Source organism: Labrenzia sp. ATLA3 (assembly GCF_057180185.1).
In genome coordinates, this window is the sequence record NZ_JBXUKV010000010.1 from 138,217 (window position 1) to 153,854 (window position 15,638).

Sequence of the window (15,638 nt, forward strand, 5' to 3'; positions counted from 1 at the left end):
GCGGAGGTGGAAAGCATGGACAACGCACGGTGGGCAGGCAGAAACCAGGACAAGGACAGGATCCGGCAGCGTGTCTGGTCCGGCCTTGAGGCCAGCGGAACCAGCATCGGCCCGGCCTTCAGCCGCATCCCGAATTTCGCGGGTGCGGATCTTGCGGCCCGCAATCTGGCGCGCCTGCCGCAATGGCAGCAGGCCCGTGTGGTGAAATGCAATCCCGACCCACCGCAGATCCCCGTCCGGCTCAGGGCGCTGTATGAGGGCAAGATCGTCTATGCCCCTGTACCGGAGCTTTTGAAACCCTATCCGTTTGTCCGGCTGGATCCGGACAGACTCGAACAGAAAGGCATCCAGTTCGAGCTGGCGGCGACCTCGCAAGGGTTTGTGGAACACGGCGAGCCGGTCGAATTCGAGGACATGGAGCTGCTGGATCTGGTCGTGGTCGGCTGCGTTGCCGTCAGCCGGCAAGGTGCGCGCACCGGCAAGGGCGGCGGGTTCGCCGATCTGGAACTCGGTATCTTCCGCGAGCTTTCAAAACTCAGGCCGGACACGCCGATCACCACGACAGTGCATTCCTCGCAGGTCGTCGGCAACGACCAGCTCGTGATGATGGCGCATGACAGTGCGCTTCACGCCATTGCAACGGAGGAGGAACTGATCGAGACCGGGACCTCCATTTCCCAGCCTCGCGGCGTGGCCTGGGACGAGGTTCAGCCGGATCAGTACCGGGACATTCCGTTCCTCACCACATTGCGGGAACGCCTCGAGGCGGCAGGAGACAGAGACTGATGGACATCAACATCACTACGGTCAAGGCGGAGGTCGAGGCGGCTTTCGAGGTCTATGAAACGGCGCTCGTCACCAACGATGTCGAGACGCTGGACCAACTGTTCCTGAACGAACCGACCACGATCCGTTACGGTGGGGGCGAGAACCTCTACGGCTATGAGGAAATCGCCGCGTTCCGATCCGCCAGGAGCAGCAGCAACCTGGAGCGGACACTCGCCAGGACCGTGGTCACCACTTATGGCACGTCCTTCGCGACGGCTTCCACGCTGTTCTACCGCGACACGGCACGCGGCAAGGTCGGCCGTCAGATGCAGACCTGGGTGAAGACGGAAGCCGGTTGGCGGGTCGTGGCCGCCCATGTCAGCGTCATTGACGAGACGGCCTGATCGCCTGGCCCAAACGGCAATGGGGTGCCTTACGCGTCATCGACGTCACCAGGGTGACGCTCGACAGGCGGACATCGATAAACAGGGCCGACTTTCAGTCGATCACATAGTTGAAGGTACCGCACAGCCCCGGGCTGTTGATGTCCTTTGGCTCTTCCGATCCCTCGAAAGCGGCAACTCCAAGCAAAGAATCCCCAAACGACGAGGTTTCATGGAAGACCAGAAATGTGGCTGCCTTGCCGCAAAGAGTGTTGCCGTTGAGAAGCGTGCCCGGATCCTTAGCGACCTTGAACACTTCGGCAGTCACCATCTTGTCGTCGACGTCATCCCACTGACGCCGGGAGGCGCCAACTGACGTCAGCTGCACCTTCTTGCCGTTGCCGAAAGTGATTGTCATCTTGCTTCCAGGGATCGCGAACTGATTGTTGCCGGACAGCCTGATTGCACCCGTGATGGCTTCCGCTGTACGGCTGAATGGTTCGAATTCCCGTTCATCCTGCCATACGTGGTGTTCGATCGCTGACTGGGCGAAGACCGGTCCCGATAGAAGGGGTGCCACTATGGCAAAGGCGAGTTGATATCTGTTCTGCAAGACCATCATTCCAAGGAGCATACTCAGTCCGGGTGGCTTCCACCAGACCGATGGTGTGTGCTTTGTTTGGTGTCTACCGCCAGGACACGCCAGGCTGCCATGTCAGGGCAATGATGCCGTCTTCCCCTCATTCGGCGCGGACTTTCCGAGCAGTTGCGCCAACGGTCGCTTTTGCGCATTGCAACTAGAAGGCGTCTTCAACCAAACCAATGAGCTGCGCCGTTAGATCCTCGGACTTCACTGGGGAGCCATGGCAGGGCAACAGGATCGACGGAGAAGCTGTGGCAAGGAATTCAGTCACCCAGGTTCTGTAGGCAGCTGCGTCCTGATGCCGTAGCGCGGAAAAGTTTCCAGCAGGCCCGCCTGATCGGCGTAAACACCGGGAGGGCGAAGCGCCGCATTGAACGCGTCCGTGACAGCCAAGGCGCAATCGGCCCGCGACCTTACCTGCAACCAGACTTCCCCCGTCTTCAGACCATCGGGTTCGCAAAGGTCTGATCCGTCGGGGAGTTTCTCCCGCAAACGATCTAGCCCGTCGAAGGTCAGGCCAGTCAATTTAGTCAGGCGAGGTTTAGCCGTGGCAGAGCAATATAACGTAGCATTCGGGAAAGCCTCGACATGGGCCTTCAAACCTTTGTTGTGATAGTGGTTGGGCGCCAACAGGGCAGAAACATCCCTCAACTCGTGTGGGCTCTGGGTGAGTGCCGTTTCCATTCCGGCAACCGGGCTATAGAGGCAAAGGCTGCCATCTCGCAGGCGCAAAGCCGTGCAGCTCAATTTCGCCAACCGCGCAACATATATGCCGTCGACCCCCGTCACCGATTGAATATCAGCCTTCATGATGACGCTCTCAATTCCGCAAGTCTGTTGCACATGAGATCGACAAGGGCGCGCCCCGCCGTCTGGTCCTTTTGCGTGCGGTTTTGCACATGAACGCCCATAACCGCAGAAACCAGAGCCGCGGCCAGCTCGGCGGGCGAAAAACGCACTTTCCCGCCTTGCGCCCTCAGTTCATTTTCCAGGGCCCGTGTGAAGTGACTTTCCAGCTCCGTCCAATAGCCCCGTGTAGCCTCTTCCAAAGCGGGGCTCTTGAGCCTTGCATTCTCGACCCCGGTGTTGACCATCAGACACCCGAACTCGCTGGACGTCATTGAACCAGGCGTCACAAGACCTCGTAAGAACGTGATGATTTCAGGGATGCCACCGTCCCACATCGGGGCCATTTCATTGGTGATTGCGGCATCGCGATAATAGTTCAGCGCCTCTAGGAGAAGCCCTTCCTTACCTCCGAACTCAGACCGTATGGCAAACTGATTGATCCCGGTCTGTTGTTCCAGCTCCCTTACGCCCAGGGCCTGAAACCCATGTTCCCAAAAGGCTAAACACGCCTTCTCAACGGCTTTCTGACGATCATAGGATTTGGGGCGTGCCATCTTTCAGTCCACTCACTTGATATTTCTATACAGTTGCATAGTTATTTTTCTATTCAACTGTATAGAAAAAGATTCAAGATGAGAGATGTTGTTTTTCCAAAGGGCAAACAAGCCAACTATGATGCCTACGGATACGCCGCGACCGTCAGAAGCTGGGGGTCCTGTTTGTATCCGGACAAGTGGGTGTCGACGCGTCTGGCATCGCAATCGCGGATCCTGCGGCGCTGTTTAAACAGGCGTTCGCAAACTTGGGTGACGTGCTAAGCGCCGCAGAATGCAGCTTCGACGACATTGTCGACATCACCACTTTTCATGTGAATATGCATGACCACTTCGCCGCCTTCGCTGCGGTAAACAAATGGTCTTTCCAAAACCACCGTTCCCGAATTGGACCGCTGTCGGCGTGGTTAATCTCGCTGACCCCAGTTTGCTCCTAGAGATCAAGGTCACGGCCAAAATCGGCTAGGTGTATGACGCACTGCAGCCATTCAAGCGAACTGCTGCACTTGTAAAACGAGGGCTCGGACCGGACTTGCGTCGGCACGGCAGGCCTCACCTATCCAATCGACTTTGCTGGCGTCGCTTCCCGGCCCAGAGCCGACCCTGGCCTTGAGATCAATGCGACATCGCAGCTACACTGAAGCTGCTATTCATGCAGGCCGCAGTATGATGACCTGCGAGAGGACAGAGGCAGTGGCATTGTTGGCGGTCAGAAGAAACTCGCCTATGCCCAGGAGGGCAAGCTGCTGTAGCGAATTGTTCGTGGTTTCTTGCCACTATCGTGGGCAACGGGTTTTGATAAATTACTGCTCTACACAAGCTCGGCAGGCCAAGCTTGTGAAGCAATGAGATGTCTTACTACCGTCAGCATTTCGCTCTGAACGCGTTTCAAAAGATATGAGTCGATTTTTTCTTTGCGAAACGCCAGGCATACAGTGCGCTCGAACACCGGATCGACGATTGGCAACGCGATGAGTCTGCCATCGACCAGTTCGGTCCTAACCGCAGAGCGGGCAAGAACGGCAGCACCGACACCACGTTCGATTTGTTGGATCAGTTGGTGGCCGGCATCAACCTCAAGCCTGATATTCAGTTCAAAGCCGCGCTGCGCGGCTATCGCCTCTACGCCAGTCCTCAGACCATGTCTGCGGCTCGGCGCGATCAATGGCAGGCATGCCAAGTCCTTCAAACCAAGCTGCTTGGGCAATGTCTCCGCCTGCTGTGCATGGCAGATCAGGAACAATCTCTCGGTGGCCAACTCCGTGATCTCCAGGGTCGCGTCAGATTTCCTGTCGAAGACGAAGGCAAAGTCGATCTCGTCATTTTCAAGCCAGCCTTCAAGGTAACCCGAGAAGGCCTCAGCGACGGTCAGTTCAACATTAGGCAGGGCCGCATTTACTGCCTCGATCAAGGGGGTTGTCAACACGGCCGAGACCGAAGGTGGCAAGCCGATTGAAACAGCGCCGGAGGGTGAACCCTCCCAGGCGGTGACTTCTGCGATGGCGTCAACTACCAGGCTCTCCAACTGCTTGGAGTACTTCAGCAGAATTTTACCTTGCTCAGTGGGACGGACCCCTCTGGAGTGCCGGCGAAGCAGTGTCGTTCCAACCACTTCTTCAAGTCTTTGCATTCGCTGGGTAATCGCGGATTGGCCGGTATGCAGTTCCTGCGCGGCCCTGGTCAGGTTGCCGTGTTCGCACACCACCGAGAAGTCGAACAGAAGGGGGATGTCTTTGGACTTGAGCACGGTATCACTCATTTTAATGCCTAAACCACATATTCATTATTTCAACAGATTTCAACAAGCCTCTAATGTCTCCCCCAGCGTCATGCTAACTCCGCATTCTTGCGGAAGACTGGGAGGAAAACGTGAAACACTTCATGAAAACAGCACTGATGGCTGCGGCCGCCATATGCACCGCCGCCACGTCGTGGGCTGCGGATTACAAACTCGACATCTCGCTTGACACCGGACCGAGCCATATCCGCAACGAGTCCATCATGAAGTTTGCCGATGAGCTGAAGGCGCGGTCGGACGGCAAACTGGAAGTCCGCGTGTTCCACGCTGCATCACAGTACAAAGGCTCCAATGTCCCGACCGCCTTGGCGCAGGGTGCGCTGGACATGGGCGCGCCCCTGCACCAGCACTTTTCGAAGATCATTCCCGAAGCAGGCACCGTCCTTCTGCCGCTGTTCTACGGCGCGACACCGGAAGAAATTCACGCTGTCTGGGATGGCCCGGCCGGTGACGAACTCAACGCCATGATCGAAAAGAAATTGCGCGTTAAAGTCATCGGGCGCTGGTTCGACCTTGGCTATGGCACCGTGTTCACCACGGAGAAGCAGCTGAACAAGCCCGAAGACATGGACGGCATGAAAATGCGTGTCCCCGGCGGTGCTGCGAACATGCAGCGCTACAGTACCTTTGGTGCGAACCCCGTGTCGATCCCGCTGTCGGACGTTCCGCAGGCACTTCAGCGCGGGACAGTGGACGGCATCTGGTCAACGCAAGAGACTGTGCGCTCGGCAAAGCTTTGGGAAAGCGGCATCTCCTACGCGTTCGAGGACCGTCAGGCTTTTCTCCAGTATGTTCCGATGATCAGCCTGGCTGCCTGGGACAAGTATCCCGAAGAGATCCAGACCCTGATCGTTGATACATGGGAGGACATGATCGACGACGTGCGCGCAGTCGCGATGGAGCGCCAGACAAAGGCGCGCGAAATCGGTGCGGAAAATGGCGTGATCACCGTGGATCCCTCGCCGGAAGACCTTGCGCGCATGCGGGAACAGCTGATGGCAGGTCAGGCCGAGGTTGTGGAGGAGTTGGGCATCGACCCTGACTTCGTCGCCACGGTTCAGGCAGAGCTGACAAAGCTTCGCTAAACCCTGACAACGGGGCGGCGTTCCGCTGCCCCGTCGCTATCTGCACACGGACGGACCTTATGATCACTTTTGCCAACCGGATCACGCAATTCGCCAGGATCGTTTCCGGCATCATCGGCCTTGCCGCTCTGTTGCTGCTGTGTTTCGAGGTCGTCGCGCGGTATTTCGCACCCCATATTCTGCCCGACTGGGGCGGCGAGGTCGTCATATACCTGACAGTCTGGGCCATGTTCCTAGTGGTTGGAGAGCTTGCCCTGAACGGCGGGCATGTTCACGCGGACTTTGTCGTCGACCGGCTTGGCCCACAGCCGCGATGGGCGCTCGGGTTGCTCGCCTCTTTCATCGGTCTGGTCTTTTCGATCCTTTTCCTTTGGTACGGTTACGAAGTCGTCGACTTCGCGCATTTGATTGGCGAAGAGGGCGACAGCTCGTTGCGCTTCCCGAAGTGGATCTACTACCTCGCCCTACCGACCGGAATGGCTCTGCAATGTTTGGGCTATGCCATCCGAATGTGGGCGGAATTTACTGATCCGGGTTCCATGACCCGCGTGTCACATACTCCCGCAATGGAGGACTGACCCATGGAATTCGCGCTCGTTGGCATCGCGCTTCTTGTCTCAATCGCGCTTGGCATCCCGATCTATGCGGTGCTTGGCCTGTTGGCCGTGGTCATGTTTGCCTTGGAAGGCACACCTCTGATCGCTGTTGCCCAGATATACGTTGATCATCTGAACTCGATCACACTTCTGGCGATCCCGTTCTTCATCATCTCGGCCACGTTCATGCAAAAAGGTGGCATCGCGCAGGCGCTGGTGAATTGGGCCAATGCCTGGGTCGGACGGTTCACCGGTGGTCTGGCCATTGTCTGCGTGACCGCGACGACGGTGTTTGCCGCGATCTCAGGTTCCTCAGTTGCCACAGCCGTTGCAATGGGCCTGATCCTTGTTCCGGCGATGCTTGAGCAAAAATATGATCGCCCCTTCGCTGTTGGCCTTGTCGGTGCGTCGGGGACTTTGGGAATCCTTATCCCGCCAAGCCTCGCTTTTATCGTCTACGCCATCATCGCCGAGCAATCCGTGCCGCGCCTCTTTCTGGCGGGTGTGATCCCGGGCCTGATGCAGGCGGCACTGTTCATCGGCTACTCGGTCTGGGTTGCCAAGCGTCGCAACTATCCCCGTATGCCGCCGCTGCCGCGCGAAGAGTTCATTCGCGTGAACATCCAGGCAATCCCGGCGCTGTTGGTCCCAACCATCATCCTGGGCGGCATCTACAGCGGGATCGTCACGGTCTCGGAGGCCGCAGGAGCCGCGGCGCTGGTCTCGATCTTTGTCAGTGTATTCTACTATCGCGGATGCAGCCTGCGTGACGTGATACCGATCGTCGGGGAGAGCATGCGGTCGACCATCTCCATCGTTATGATCATCATCACCGCGCTTGCCTTCGGCCATTGGCTGACGAAATCCGGCGCGCCGCAAGATCTGGCTGACTGGATCGTGGCGATGGATCTGGAGGCCTGGCAGTTTCTGATCATCATAAACATCTTCTTTCTAATTCTTGGAACCTTCCTCGAAGTGTTCGCGATCATGCTGATCACCTTGCCGATCATTCTGCCGTTGCTTGGGCCCCTTGGGATTGATCCAATACACTTTGCCGTCCTTATGACGATCAACATGGAACTGGCCCTGCTGACGCCGCCGATCGGGTTGAACATATTTGTGCTGAGTTCGATCACCGATACGCCGGTCGCAGAAACCGTGAAAGGCGTGCTGCCGTTCATGGCCCTCATGCTCATCCTGCTGATCCTGGTGACTTACGTGCCGGCCATCAGCCTTTGGCTGCCAACCCTCGTATACGGATAGGAGACCTGACATGCCCGTCATTCGTATCTTCTACGACGAAACACTTGACCCTGTCATGCGATCGCGCCGGGGTGAGATCCAGGACAAGCTTGAGGCGATGATGCGAGAGGTTCTGGCCGCCGATCCTGCAAAGTGCCAATTGGTGATGAGCGCGGTCATGCACGCAACGCCCAAGCCCGTCTATGTTGATCTGCAATTCCGCGCCAATGATCACCGGACACATGAAGTCGTGTCCGAGGCGATGACCCGAACCGCTGCAGCAATCGTCACGGCGACAGGCACTGGCATCCGCATCAGGGCCTTCGACATCGATCAGGCGACCTTGCACGCGCTGGACCGTGAGGCGGGAGAGGCGTCATGAAAGACTTTGACAAACAGCATGTGAAGATCGCCGAAATCAGCAGCTTCTTTGCGGGCGGCAAACGCGTGACGCTCACGGACCAGCCCCAAAAACACGTGCAGGTTGCCCGCAACGGGCCCCCAAGGCTGGTGGATCTGAATGGCGACTATGTGACAAGGCAATGCTATGTCCAGCATGTACGCCTTGCCGAGCCGGACTATGAAACACCTATCATGTTCTGGCACGGGGGGGGCATGACTGGCGTAACGTGGGAAACGACACCTGACGGACGTCCAGGTTGGCAGATGCGGTTCCTCCAAGCGGGGTTCGACACCTATGTCTGCGACGCCGTAGAGCGTGGACGCTCAGGGTGGTCACCCTTTCCGGAAATCTACGACACGGCCCCCATCTTTCGCACCCGCAACGAGGCCTGGGAGCTTTTCCGCTTTGGCGCACCGGACGGCTATTCAAACAAGCCGGACGAATGCCAACCTCATGCAGGCTTACAATTTCCGATCAGCTCTCTCGATAACCTCGCAGCACAATTCGTGCCCCGCTGGACGACCCACGGGCAAGAAACACTTGAAGCGTATTTTGATGTTCTGAAGCGGACCGGGCCGGTCTGGCTGATTGCGCATAGTCAAGGCGGAAACTTTGCTCTCGAAGCCGCCGCGCGCCACCCCGAATTCTTCAGGGGCGTAGTCATCATCGAGCCGGCCTCTGCGCCTGAGGACATCGGAAAAGCTAAACAGGTGCCCCATTTGTTCATGTGGAGCGACTATATAGGGAACTCGCCAACCTGGGTCTCTTACCGCGAACGGGCAGACGCCTATGCCGCTGCGCTGGCGGAAGCCGGTGGGTTCGTCGAGACGCTTGATCTGCCCGCCGACGGTATCCTGGGAAACTCCCATGTCCCGATGATGGATGTGAATTCGGACCACGTCGCAGATTTGGTTCGGGCGTGGATTGACAGGGTCAGATAACGGATATCGGCAATTCCCCGCATGGTTGCTTCGATATCTTGACTTTCAAACCCGATGTCTTCCCGATTTCGCAATGAAGTAGATATGCACTGGAAACCCTGCACATTTTTCATTTTCATATGAAAAACGATAAACGCGTACAAATTACGGCTCAAGAGCATGTAGGGGACAACCCCAAACCTTCCCAAGAACGCTATCTGCCGTGTAAATGTCCGCTTTGGACTTTTCTGGCCTGGTTAGCTGAGAGGTGCAGCGAATGTCCGCTTCCCGCCCAATTGTTGAGCTCAGCGCGCTGCAAAATGTGTCTTGGATAGGCTCGAAACCGACGTACGCTGCGCTGATGCAGAGAGTCGCCCCGGTTTCAGGTGAAGGTCGGCTAAATAGGAAGGGCTGCCGTTTGTGGCAACGTCGCCATGGCAATTCGCTGAGAACTGCCCTCATCAAGAACGGCCTTCACAGCAAGTGCCAGACATTCTGGCGGAACGTCATGTCGACCAACTCGCTAGCCGATGCCAGCGTACTCGTTTCTACGGGATATTGACGCATTCCAATAATAAAGAAATCCGAACAGCAAACCGACATGAAGGATGGTGTTGGGGATAAAGGACATGACGGATCCGTAGACGCCCATTGCATAGGCCAAGGGATCTACGGGAAGGATAAGCACCTGAAGAAGAGCGTTTGCCAGCAATAGGTTTGTCATTGTTGGCGAATCTGCGTCGCCTCGTGCCAGGAAATTCAGGACACCAAAACTCAAAAGAAAGACCCCAGCCGTGCGCGCCATAACCAACCCTGTGTCACCGGGCACCGCCGACTTCATGTCGACAAGGAGGGTCATGGGAAACACCGCCGCGATCACGCCAATCGTACAGGCCAAAAAGGAGGCAAAGGTCAGGAAAGCGCGACGAGACATCTTATGATCCTGTCTTTGGAAAGAGAGTTTGAAGGCTAAGATCAAGGGCTGTTTCCATGTGCTCTTTCGAGCCACCTGTTTGCGCAAGCGCGCTCAAGCCGTTCATGACCGCGTAGAGATGGGCGGCGCCGCTTTCCGGGGAAAGCTGCTGGTTGAATTCCCCACGTAAGGCGGCATTCCGGATGAAGGTCTTCAAAGCGGACCTGACCCTTTGTGCACCGGCATCAAGCGCTGGTTTGATTTTCGCGTCGCACGCTTGAGGACTGAATGCCGTGATGACAATAAAGCAAGCACCCGGCCCAAGGTTTTGCTGTACGGAAATGCTGTTGAAGATAAAATCACGCAAAGTGTTTTGATCGGCGTCCGAAGCCTCAATCGTCTCGCACTGGATTGAAACTTTGGCCCTGTAATGATCCAGCGCTGCAAGAAACAGCCCGTCCTTGTCACCGAACGTGTTGTAGATGCTTTGGCGGCTCAGGCCTGTTGCATCAACAAGCATCTGGAGCGAACAGGCGGCATATCCAGACTTCCAGAACGCCAGCAACGCTGCATCCAGAACTGTCTCTCTGTCGAATTCAACTGGCCGGGCCATACGCACCTCACAAAATTATGGAACGAACATTCAATAATTATGCGAGCTATTCAAGCGAATTTTGATTTGCTGCTGCAAACGACCATTCCCTGAGCGCGTGGCATCCGTAGGACCGGCTAAAACCGACCTCCTCGGGCGTGAACCGGCTTACAGCCAAACGGTCCATTTCAGCCATTCACCACGCCTTGATGGTCTCTTGGAAGGGGCGCGAGAGGTTATTCGAAAGGGCCTTTCAGACTTCAGGGCAATCGGCGGACCTGATTTGGTCCCGCGATACTCGTTCTTGCAGGCTCAACCTCTCAAGCAAAAGACAACACAAAGAGGAAGCTGACCGCCGCGAGCATCGCAAGGCTCAAGGTAACACCCAGGATTAGGGCGGGACCGATCTTCACAAGCCGGCGCAGATCGACGCTCAAGCCGAGACCGGACATGGCCACGACGAACAGCCCGCGCGAAATCTCCGAAGTCAGGTTTCCAAGGAGTTCCGGCACACATCCCAGATTGTTCAGCGCCGCCGCCAGCAGAAAGCCGGGAATGAACCAGGGCAGCACTTTCACCAGACGTATATGCGGTTTGCCATGGGATGGGCTTGGCTTTTCGCGATTCCGCAACAAAAGCGGAGCGAGCAAAACTGCGGGGACCAGCATCAGGACCCGGATGAGCTTGATTGTCGTGCCGACCTGGGCGCTGACCATGCTGACCGGTGCCGTCGCCGCGACCACTTGCGGAACGGCATAGACCGTCAAACCGGCGAAAGTGCCGAATTGAAATGCATTCAATCCGATGAATGGTGCGAGTGCGGGAAGCAACAAGACAAACAGGACACCAAGGATCGAACTGAAGGTGATCGCGGCGACCACATCCTCGTTGCCGGCCCCGACGGCGGGAGCGACTGCGGCTATGGCAGCGTTGCCGCAGATGGCATTTCCGCAAGCGATAAGGAGGGAAAGGCCCTCCGGCAGGCCGACGGCCCTGCAGAGCGTGAAGCCGGCCAGGATCATGCAGGCGACCAGGAGCATGACGAACAGCACGAAAGCGAGGTCGCCGTCATGGAAGACGTCGAAGCTCAACGAAAATCCGAGAAGGATGACGGCAATCTCGAGAACCGAGATCGTGCCGCAGCGGATCCCGGATGCAAAGGACGGTGGAATGGCCGCAAAGGTTCTGACAAGGATGCCAATGAGGATCGCGCCGGTAAACGGGTCTATCAGCCGAAGATTGGTAAGGAGGCTGCCGAGCTTGCTCAGTCCGATGGCCAGCAGGCTGATCGCCAGACAGAGAAAAAGCCCTGGCAGAAGGCCGGCGAAAGCCCGCATTTTCATCCGGCAAATGCCCGTTCGATGACAAATTCCGCCGGCCGGTTGTTGGCTCCCTCCGTCAGCCCCGCTGCCTCCAACAAGGCCTTGGTGTCCTTCAGCATATCCGCCGATCCACAGATCATGGCGCGGTCGGTCGCAGGATCGAGCACTGGCACGCCCAGATCTTCAAAAAGCTTGCCGCTTTCGATCAGGTCGGTGATCCGGCCGCGAAATGGATAATCCTCGCGGGTCACCGAGTTGTAGAGCGTGAGTTTCGATGTGTCGAAAAGCTCGTTCAGCATCTCGTCCGTTTTCACCGCAGCCACAAGGTCCTGGCCGTATTTGAGTTCCGCGACTTCCCGGCAGGAATGAGTGAGGATCAGTTCATCGAATTTTTCGTAGGTTTCCGGATCCCGGATCACGCTGGCAAAGGGCGCGATGCCGGTACCGGTCGAGAACATGTAGAGCCGCTTGCCAGTGACAAGCGCGTCGTTCACGAGCGTCCCCGTCGGCTTCTTGCGCATCAGGACCGCATCGCCCGGCTGCACCTTCTGCAGGTGAGATGTCAGGGGACCGTCGGGCACCTTGATGGAAAAGAATTCCATATCCTCGGCCCAGGACGGGCTGGCGATGGAATAGGCGCGAAACACCGGCTTGCCCTCGATCATGAGGCCGATCATCACGAACTCGCCCGAGCGGAAGCGAAACCCTGCCGGCCGGGTCATGTGAAAGTGAAACAGCTGGTCGGTGTAGTGAGTGACGCTGGTGACGGTCTCAACGAAGGTGCCGGCCGGCGCGCAGGCCTCCAGCTCTTCCGGTCGTGTCATGACATTCATGGCTGCTTCTTTCCCTTCAAGTTTCGTGGTGCCACCGGCAGACGGGTTTGCGAGGAGCGATGACAAGGCTCAGGCGGCCTTCTCGCTCAGGTGTTCAAGCTTGCCCTTGACACCGTTCCAGTCCTCGGCATCCGGCAGGGCGTCAATCTTCTCGGTGATGACGGGCCAGACCGCCGCATAGCGTGTGTTGAGATCGAGCCACTTCTGCGCTTCCGGATCGGTGTCGGCCAGGATGGCTTCGGCGGGGCATTCGGGCTCACAGACACCGCAGTCGATGCATTCGTCCGGGTTGATGACGAGCATGTTCTCGCCCTCATAGAAGCAGTCCACAGGGCAGACTTCGACACAGTCGGTGTATTTGCACTTGATGCAGTTTTCGGTGACGACAAACGTCATTTGACCCCTCCGTTTCGATGAGATGTCGCCGTTATTGCCGGGTCCCTTGGAAATGTCGGTCAATTAGTTGCTATTGCGGATTTCCGGCCTGTGGTGAGCTGGTTTCAGTCCTAAAGGAGCTGGAACAGACATGCAGCCAACCCCAAACACCTACACGCCGCTACCTTCCGCCGAGGAGGTGGCCGCCTGTGCGCCGCCCAAGGAAGTTCGCGTCGGCGGCAAGGGCGCGTCGCTGACGCTTTCCTGGCCGGAGGGCCGGGCCGAAACCTTCACCGCACCGTTTTTGCGCGAAAACAGCCAGTCGGCGGGCAGCAAGAAACTTCGCCTCAACGGTATGGCCGTTCCCGCACGGCCGGACCTGACAATCACGTCGGTCCGCCCGATCGGGGCCTACGCGATCAATATTGTCTTTTCAGACGGTTACGACCGGGGGATCTACCCTTGGGCCTTCCTCCTGCAGCTTGCTGAAACTGCGGCGGCAGCACCAGAGCAAACGGCACTGACACCGGAAGACTATCTGAAGAGCAATTAGTTGACCGACCGGGCTGGTGCGCCGGCTCTAGTGTGAATGCAATTGCTGGAAAAAGTGGAGACAGGCATGGACGACCTTCGTGCAGGATTGAATGAAGTGGAGTGCGACCTGCTGGTGATCGGCGGGGGAACGGCCGGGCCGATGGCGGCCTACCGGGCGCGGAAGAAAAATCCGAACGCCAAGGTCATTTTGCTGGAAAAGGCCAATGTGAAGCGCTCCGGCGCCATTTCCATGGGCATGGACGGGCTCAACAACGCGGTCATTCCCGGCCACTCGACGCCCGAGCAGTACACCAAGGAAATCACCATCGCCAACGACGGCATCGTCGATCAGGCCGCGGTCTACAAATATGCGCAGAACTGCTACGGGATCATCGAGGAACTGGACCAGTTCGGCATTCGCTTCCAGAAGGACGAAAACGGCGAATATGACGTCAAGAAGGTTCACCACATGGGAACCTATGTCCTGCCGATGCCGAATGGCGACACGGTCAAGAAGGCCCTCTATCGCCAGCTTCGCCGGGCGCGTGTGCTGATTTCCAACCGCTACATGGCGACACGTCTCCTGACCGGCAAAAGCGGCCGTGCCGCCGGTGCGATCGCGGTCAACACCCGCTCGGGCGAGTTCCTGGTCATCAAGGCCAAGGCTGTGATCATGTGCATGGGGGCCGCGGGCAGGCTCGGGTTGCCGACATCCGGTTATCTTTACGGCACCTACGAGAACCCGACCAATTCCGGCGAAGGCTATTCCATGGCCTATCATGCGGGTGCCAAGCTCGCCAATCTGGAGTGTTTCCAGATCAACCCACTCATCAAGGATTACAACGGCCCTGCCTGTGCTTATGTGGCGGGCCCATTCGGGGGCTACACGGCCAACTCGAAAAACGAACGCTTTATCGAATGCGACTACTGGTCCGGCCAGATGATGCAGGAGTTCTACAACGAACTGCAGTCCGGCAAGGGACCCGTGTTCCTCAAGCTCAACCATTTGCACAAGGATACGGCCGATCACATCGAGCACATCCTGCATACGGTTGAGCGGCCGAGCCGCGGCCGCTTCCACGAGCAGCGCGGCACGAAATACTCCGAACAGATGATCGAAATGCACATTTCGGAAATCGGCTTCTGTTCCGGACATTCGGCTTCGGGGGTTTATGTCGACGAGTTCGCCCGCACCACCGTGCCAGGTCTCTATGCCGCCGGAGACATGGCGAGCGTCCCTCATAACTACATGCTGGGCGCGTTTACCAACGGTGCGATCGCGGGCGAACACGCTGTCGACTTCGCAGCCGAAGTCGATCACGACGAGTTCGACGACGCAGCGATCTCGATGGAACAGGAGCGTGTTCTGGCACCGACGAAGCGCGACGACGGCATCCCGCCGAACCAGATCGAATACAAGATCCGGCGTCTGGTGAACGATTATCTGCAGCCGCCGAAGGTGACGGCCAAATACGAGCTGTGCCAGGCCCGGCTTGCCGAAGTTCGTGAGGACATGAACACGCAGATGATGGCCCGCGATGCGCATGAGCTGATGCGGTCGATGGAAGTCGCCAGCATCCTGGACTGTGCCGACATGGCCGCCCATGCCTCGCTCTATCGCGCGGAAAGCCGCTGGGGCCTTTATCACTGGCGTTCGGACTATCCGGACACAAACGACTCCGACTGGAAGTGTCATGTCCTCTTGTCCAACCAGGACGGTGTCATGACCTGCGAAAAGAAGGAAGTCGCACCTTACATCATCCCGATCGCCGAGGATGAGAAGGACGCCTACTACAAGCAACGCATCACGGCCCAGGCCTGATCCGAA

19 protein-coding genes are annotated in these 15,638 nt (G+C 57.6%); 10 read left to right on the forward strand and 9 right to left on the reverse strand.

Annotation, left to right across the window (positions count from 1 at the left end):
* Positions 1-15 precede the first annotated feature (15 nt).
* Positions 16-786, forward strand: coding sequence for a 5-formyltetrahydrofolate cyclo-ligase (locus AC2A6O_RS25980; protein WP_498931452.1), 771 nt, complete (start codon positions 16-18; stop codon positions 784-786).
* Positions 786-1,172, forward strand: a complete 387-nt coding sequence (gene hpxZ / locus AC2A6O_RS25985; protein ID WP_498931454.1) for an oxalurate catabolism protein HpxZ — start codon at positions 786-788, stop codon at positions 1,170-1,172. Before AC2A6O_RS25980 ends, hpxZ begins: the two co-directional genes overlap by 1 nt.
* 94 nt (positions 1,173-1,266) lie before the next feature.
* On the opposite strand, the gene AC2A6O_RS25990 is transcribed toward hpxZ, so the two are convergent.
* The 3 genes from AC2A6O_RS25990 to AC2A6O_RS26000 form a co-directional block, all read right to left on the reverse strand.
* Entirely contained in the window at positions 1,267-1,764 is a 498-nt protein-coding gene (locus tag AC2A6O_RS25990; RefSeq protein ID WP_498931456.1) for a hypothetical protein, read from the reverse strand.
* Between the two features lie 297 nt (positions 1,765-2,061).
* Positions 2,062-2,604: a hypothetical protein gene (locus AC2A6O_RS25995; protein WP_498931458.1), complete on the reverse strand. Its 543-nt coding sequence runs from the start codon at positions 2,602-2,604 to the stop codon at positions 2,062-2,064.
* On the reverse strand, positions 2,601-3,197 hold the full coding sequence (locus tag AC2A6O_RS26000; RefSeq protein ID WP_498931460.1) for a TetR/AcrR family transcriptional regulator: 597 nt from the start codon (positions 3,195-3,197) through the stop codon (positions 2,601-2,603). Before AC2A6O_RS26000 ends, AC2A6O_RS25995 begins: the two co-directional genes overlap by 4 nt.
* 179 nt (positions 3,198-3,376) lie before the next feature.
* On the opposite strand from AC2A6O_RS26000, the gene AC2A6O_RS26005 reads away from it, so the two are divergent.
* Complete coding sequence (locus AC2A6O_RS26005) at positions 3,377-3,634, forward strand: Rid family hydrolase (RefSeq protein WP_498931462.1); 258 nt, start codon at positions 3,377-3,379, stop codon at positions 3,632-3,634.
* Positions 3,635-4,008: 374 nt separating this feature from the next.
* Here the strand turns inward: AC2A6O_RS26005 and AC2A6O_RS26010 are convergent, their stop codons facing one another.
* Positions 4,009-4,956, reverse strand: coding sequence for a LysR family transcriptional regulator (locus AC2A6O_RS26010; protein ID WP_498931464.1), 948 nt, complete (start codon positions 4,954-4,956; stop codon positions 4,009-4,011).
* Positions 4,957-5,078: 122 nt separating this feature from the next.
* Here AC2A6O_RS26010 and dctP point away from each other — a divergent pair, with 122 nt between their 5' ends.
* From dctP to AC2A6O_RS26035, 5 genes are read left to right on the forward strand one after another with little or no spacing between them, the layout of a single operon-like run.
* Positions 5,079-6,080: a TRAP transporter substrate-binding protein DctP gene (gene dctP / locus AC2A6O_RS26015; protein WP_498931466.1), complete on the forward strand. Its 1,002-nt coding sequence runs from the start codon at positions 5,079-5,081 to the stop codon at positions 6,078-6,080.
* Positions 6,081-6,139: 59 nt separating this feature from the next.
* Positions 6,140-6,658 (forward strand): TRAP transporter small permease, encoded by a 519-nt coding sequence (locus AC2A6O_RS26020; protein WP_498931468.1) that lies wholly within the window; start codon positions 6,140-6,142, stop codon positions 6,656-6,658.
* Between the two features lie 3 nt (positions 6,659-6,661).
* Positions 6,662-7,939 carry a TRAP transporter large permease gene (locus AC2A6O_RS26025; protein WP_498931470.1) on the forward strand — a complete coding sequence of 426 codons (1,278 nt, stop codon included), beginning with the start codon at positions 6,662-6,664 and terminating at the stop codon, positions 7,937-7,939.
* Positions 7,940-7,949: 10 nt separating this feature from the next.
* A complete protein-coding gene (locus AC2A6O_RS26030; RefSeq protein WP_498931472.1) occupies positions 7,950-8,300 on the forward strand; it encodes a hypothetical protein in 351 nt (116 codons plus the stop codon).
* The gene (locus AC2A6O_RS26035; protein ID WP_498931474.1) at positions 8,297-9,262 is read left to right on the forward strand and encodes an alpha/beta hydrolase; all 966 of its coding nucleotides are present in this window, start codon (positions 8,297-8,299) and stop codon (positions 9,260-9,262) included. The genes AC2A6O_RS26030 and AC2A6O_RS26035 overlap by 4 nt, the downstream gene beginning before the upstream one ends.
* A gap of 502 nt (positions 9,263-9,764) precedes the next feature.
* Here the strand turns inward: AC2A6O_RS26035 and AC2A6O_RS26040 are convergent.
* The 5 genes from AC2A6O_RS26040 to fdxA all read right to left on the reverse strand — a co-directional run bounded on the left by AC2A6O_RS26040 (position 9,765) and on the right by fdxA (position 13,297).
* On the reverse strand, positions 9,765-10,175 hold the full coding sequence (locus AC2A6O_RS26040) for a hypothetical protein (protein WP_498931476.1): 411 nt from the start codon (positions 10,173-10,175) through the stop codon (positions 9,765-9,767).
* 1 nt (position 10,176) lies between these two features.
* Positions 10,177-10,767 carry a TetR/AcrR family transcriptional regulator gene (locus tag AC2A6O_RS26045; RefSeq protein ID WP_498931477.1) on the reverse strand — a complete coding sequence of 197 codons (591 nt, stop codon included), beginning with the start codon at positions 10,765-10,767 and terminating at the stop codon, positions 10,177-10,179.
* A 299-nt stretch (positions 10,768-11,066) separates the two neighbouring features.
* The gene (locus AC2A6O_RS26050; protein WP_498931479.1) at positions 11,067-12,089 is read right to left on the reverse strand and encodes a YeiH family protein; all 1,023 of its coding nucleotides are present in this window, start codon (positions 12,087-12,089) and stop codon (positions 11,067-11,069) included.
* The gene (locus AC2A6O_RS26055) at positions 12,086-12,901 is read right to left on the reverse strand and encodes a ferredoxin--NADP reductase (RefSeq protein WP_498931481.1); all 816 of its coding nucleotides are present in this window, start codon (positions 12,899-12,901) and stop codon (positions 12,086-12,088) included. Before AC2A6O_RS26055 ends, AC2A6O_RS26050 begins: the two co-directional genes overlap by 4 nt.
* Positions 12,902-12,970: 69 nt before the next feature.
* Positions 12,971-13,297 (reverse strand): ferredoxin FdxA, encoded by a 327-nt coding sequence (fdxA, locus tag AC2A6O_RS26060; RefSeq protein ID WP_148587468.1) that lies wholly within the window; start codon positions 13,295-13,297, stop codon positions 12,971-12,973.
* A 130-nt stretch (positions 13,298-13,427) separates the two neighbouring features.
* On the opposite strand from fdxA, the gene AC2A6O_RS26065 reads away from it, so the two are divergent.
* Both AC2A6O_RS26065 and AC2A6O_RS26070 read left to right on the forward strand, forming a co-directional pair.
* Entirely contained in the window at positions 13,428-13,829 is a 402-nt protein-coding gene (locus AC2A6O_RS26065) for a gamma-butyrobetaine hydroxylase-like domain-containing protein (protein WP_498931483.1), read from the forward strand.
* A 66-nt stretch (positions 13,830-13,895) separates the two neighbouring features.
* Positions 13,896-15,632 (forward strand): fumarate reductase/succinate dehydrogenase flavoprotein subunit, encoded by a 1,737-nt coding sequence (locus AC2A6O_RS26070; RefSeq protein WP_148587466.1) that lies wholly within the window; start codon positions 13,896-13,898, stop codon positions 15,630-15,632.
* Positions 15,633-15,638: the final 6 nt, after the last annotated feature.

Excerpts from the sequence above, each read along its gene's own strand:
- AC2A6O_RS25980 (WP_498931452.1), top strand. The coding sequence starts at position 16 with ATGGACAACGCACGGTGGGCAGGCAGAAACCAGGACAAGGACAGGATC.
- hpxZ (WP_498931454.1), top strand. The coding sequence starts at position 786 with ATGGACATCAACATCACTACGGTCAAGGCGGAGGTCGAGGCGGCTTTC.
- AC2A6O_RS25995 (WP_498931458.1), bottom strand. The coding sequence starts at position 2,604 with ATGAAGGCTGATATTCAATCGGTGACGGGGGTCGACGGCATATATGTT.
- AC2A6O_RS26000 (WP_498931460.1), bottom strand. The coding sequence starts at position 3,197 with ATGGCACGCCCCAAATCCTATGATCGTCAGAAAGCCGTTGAGAAGGCG.
- AC2A6O_RS26010 (WP_498931464.1), bottom strand. The coding sequence starts at position 4,956 with ATGAGTGATACCGTGCTCAAGTCCAAAGACATCCCCCTTCTGTTCGAC.
- dctP (WP_498931466.1), top strand. The coding sequence starts at position 5,079 with ATGAAAACAGCACTGATGGCTGCGGCCGCCATATGCACCGCCGCCACG.
- AC2A6O_RS26020 (WP_498931468.1), top strand. The coding sequence starts at position 6,140 with ATGATCACTTTTGCCAACCGGATCACGCAATTCGCCAGGATCGTTTCC.
- AC2A6O_RS26025 (WP_498931470.1), top strand. The coding sequence starts at position 6,662 with ATGGAATTCGCGCTCGTTGGCATCGCGCTTCTTGTCTCAATCGCGCTT.
- AC2A6O_RS26030 (WP_498931472.1), top strand. The coding sequence starts at position 7,950 with ATGCCCGTCATTCGTATCTTCTACGACGAAACACTTGACCCTGTCATG.
- AC2A6O_RS26035 (WP_498931474.1), top strand. The coding sequence starts at position 8,297 with ATGAAAGACTTTGACAAACAGCATGTGAAGATCGCCGAAATCAGCAGC.
- AC2A6O_RS26040 (WP_498931476.1), bottom strand. The coding sequence starts at position 10,175 with ATGTCTCGTCGCGCTTTCCTGACCTTTGCCTCCTTTTTGGCCTGTACG.
- AC2A6O_RS26045 (WP_498931477.1), bottom strand. The coding sequence starts at position 10,767 with ATGGCCCGGCCAGTTGAATTCGACAGAGAGACAGTTCTGGATGCAGCG.
- AC2A6O_RS26050 (WP_498931479.1), bottom strand. The coding sequence starts at position 12,089 with ATGAAAATGCGGGCTTTCGCCGGCCTTCTGCCAGGGCTTTTTCTCTGT.
- AC2A6O_RS26055 (WP_498931481.1), bottom strand. The coding sequence starts at position 12,901 with ATGAATGTCATGACACGACCGGAAGAGCTGGAGGCCTGCGCGCCGGCC.
- fdxA (WP_148587468.1), bottom strand. The coding sequence starts at position 13,297 with ATGACGTTTGTCGTCACCGAAAACTGCATCAAGTGCAAATACACCGAC.
- AC2A6O_RS26065 (WP_498931483.1), top strand. The coding sequence starts at position 13,428 with ATGCAGCCAACCCCAAACACCTACACGCCGCTACCTTCCGCCGAGGAG.
- AC2A6O_RS26070 (WP_148587466.1), top strand. The coding sequence starts at position 13,896 with ATGGACGACCTTCGTGCAGGATTGAATGAAGTGGAGTGCGACCTGCTG.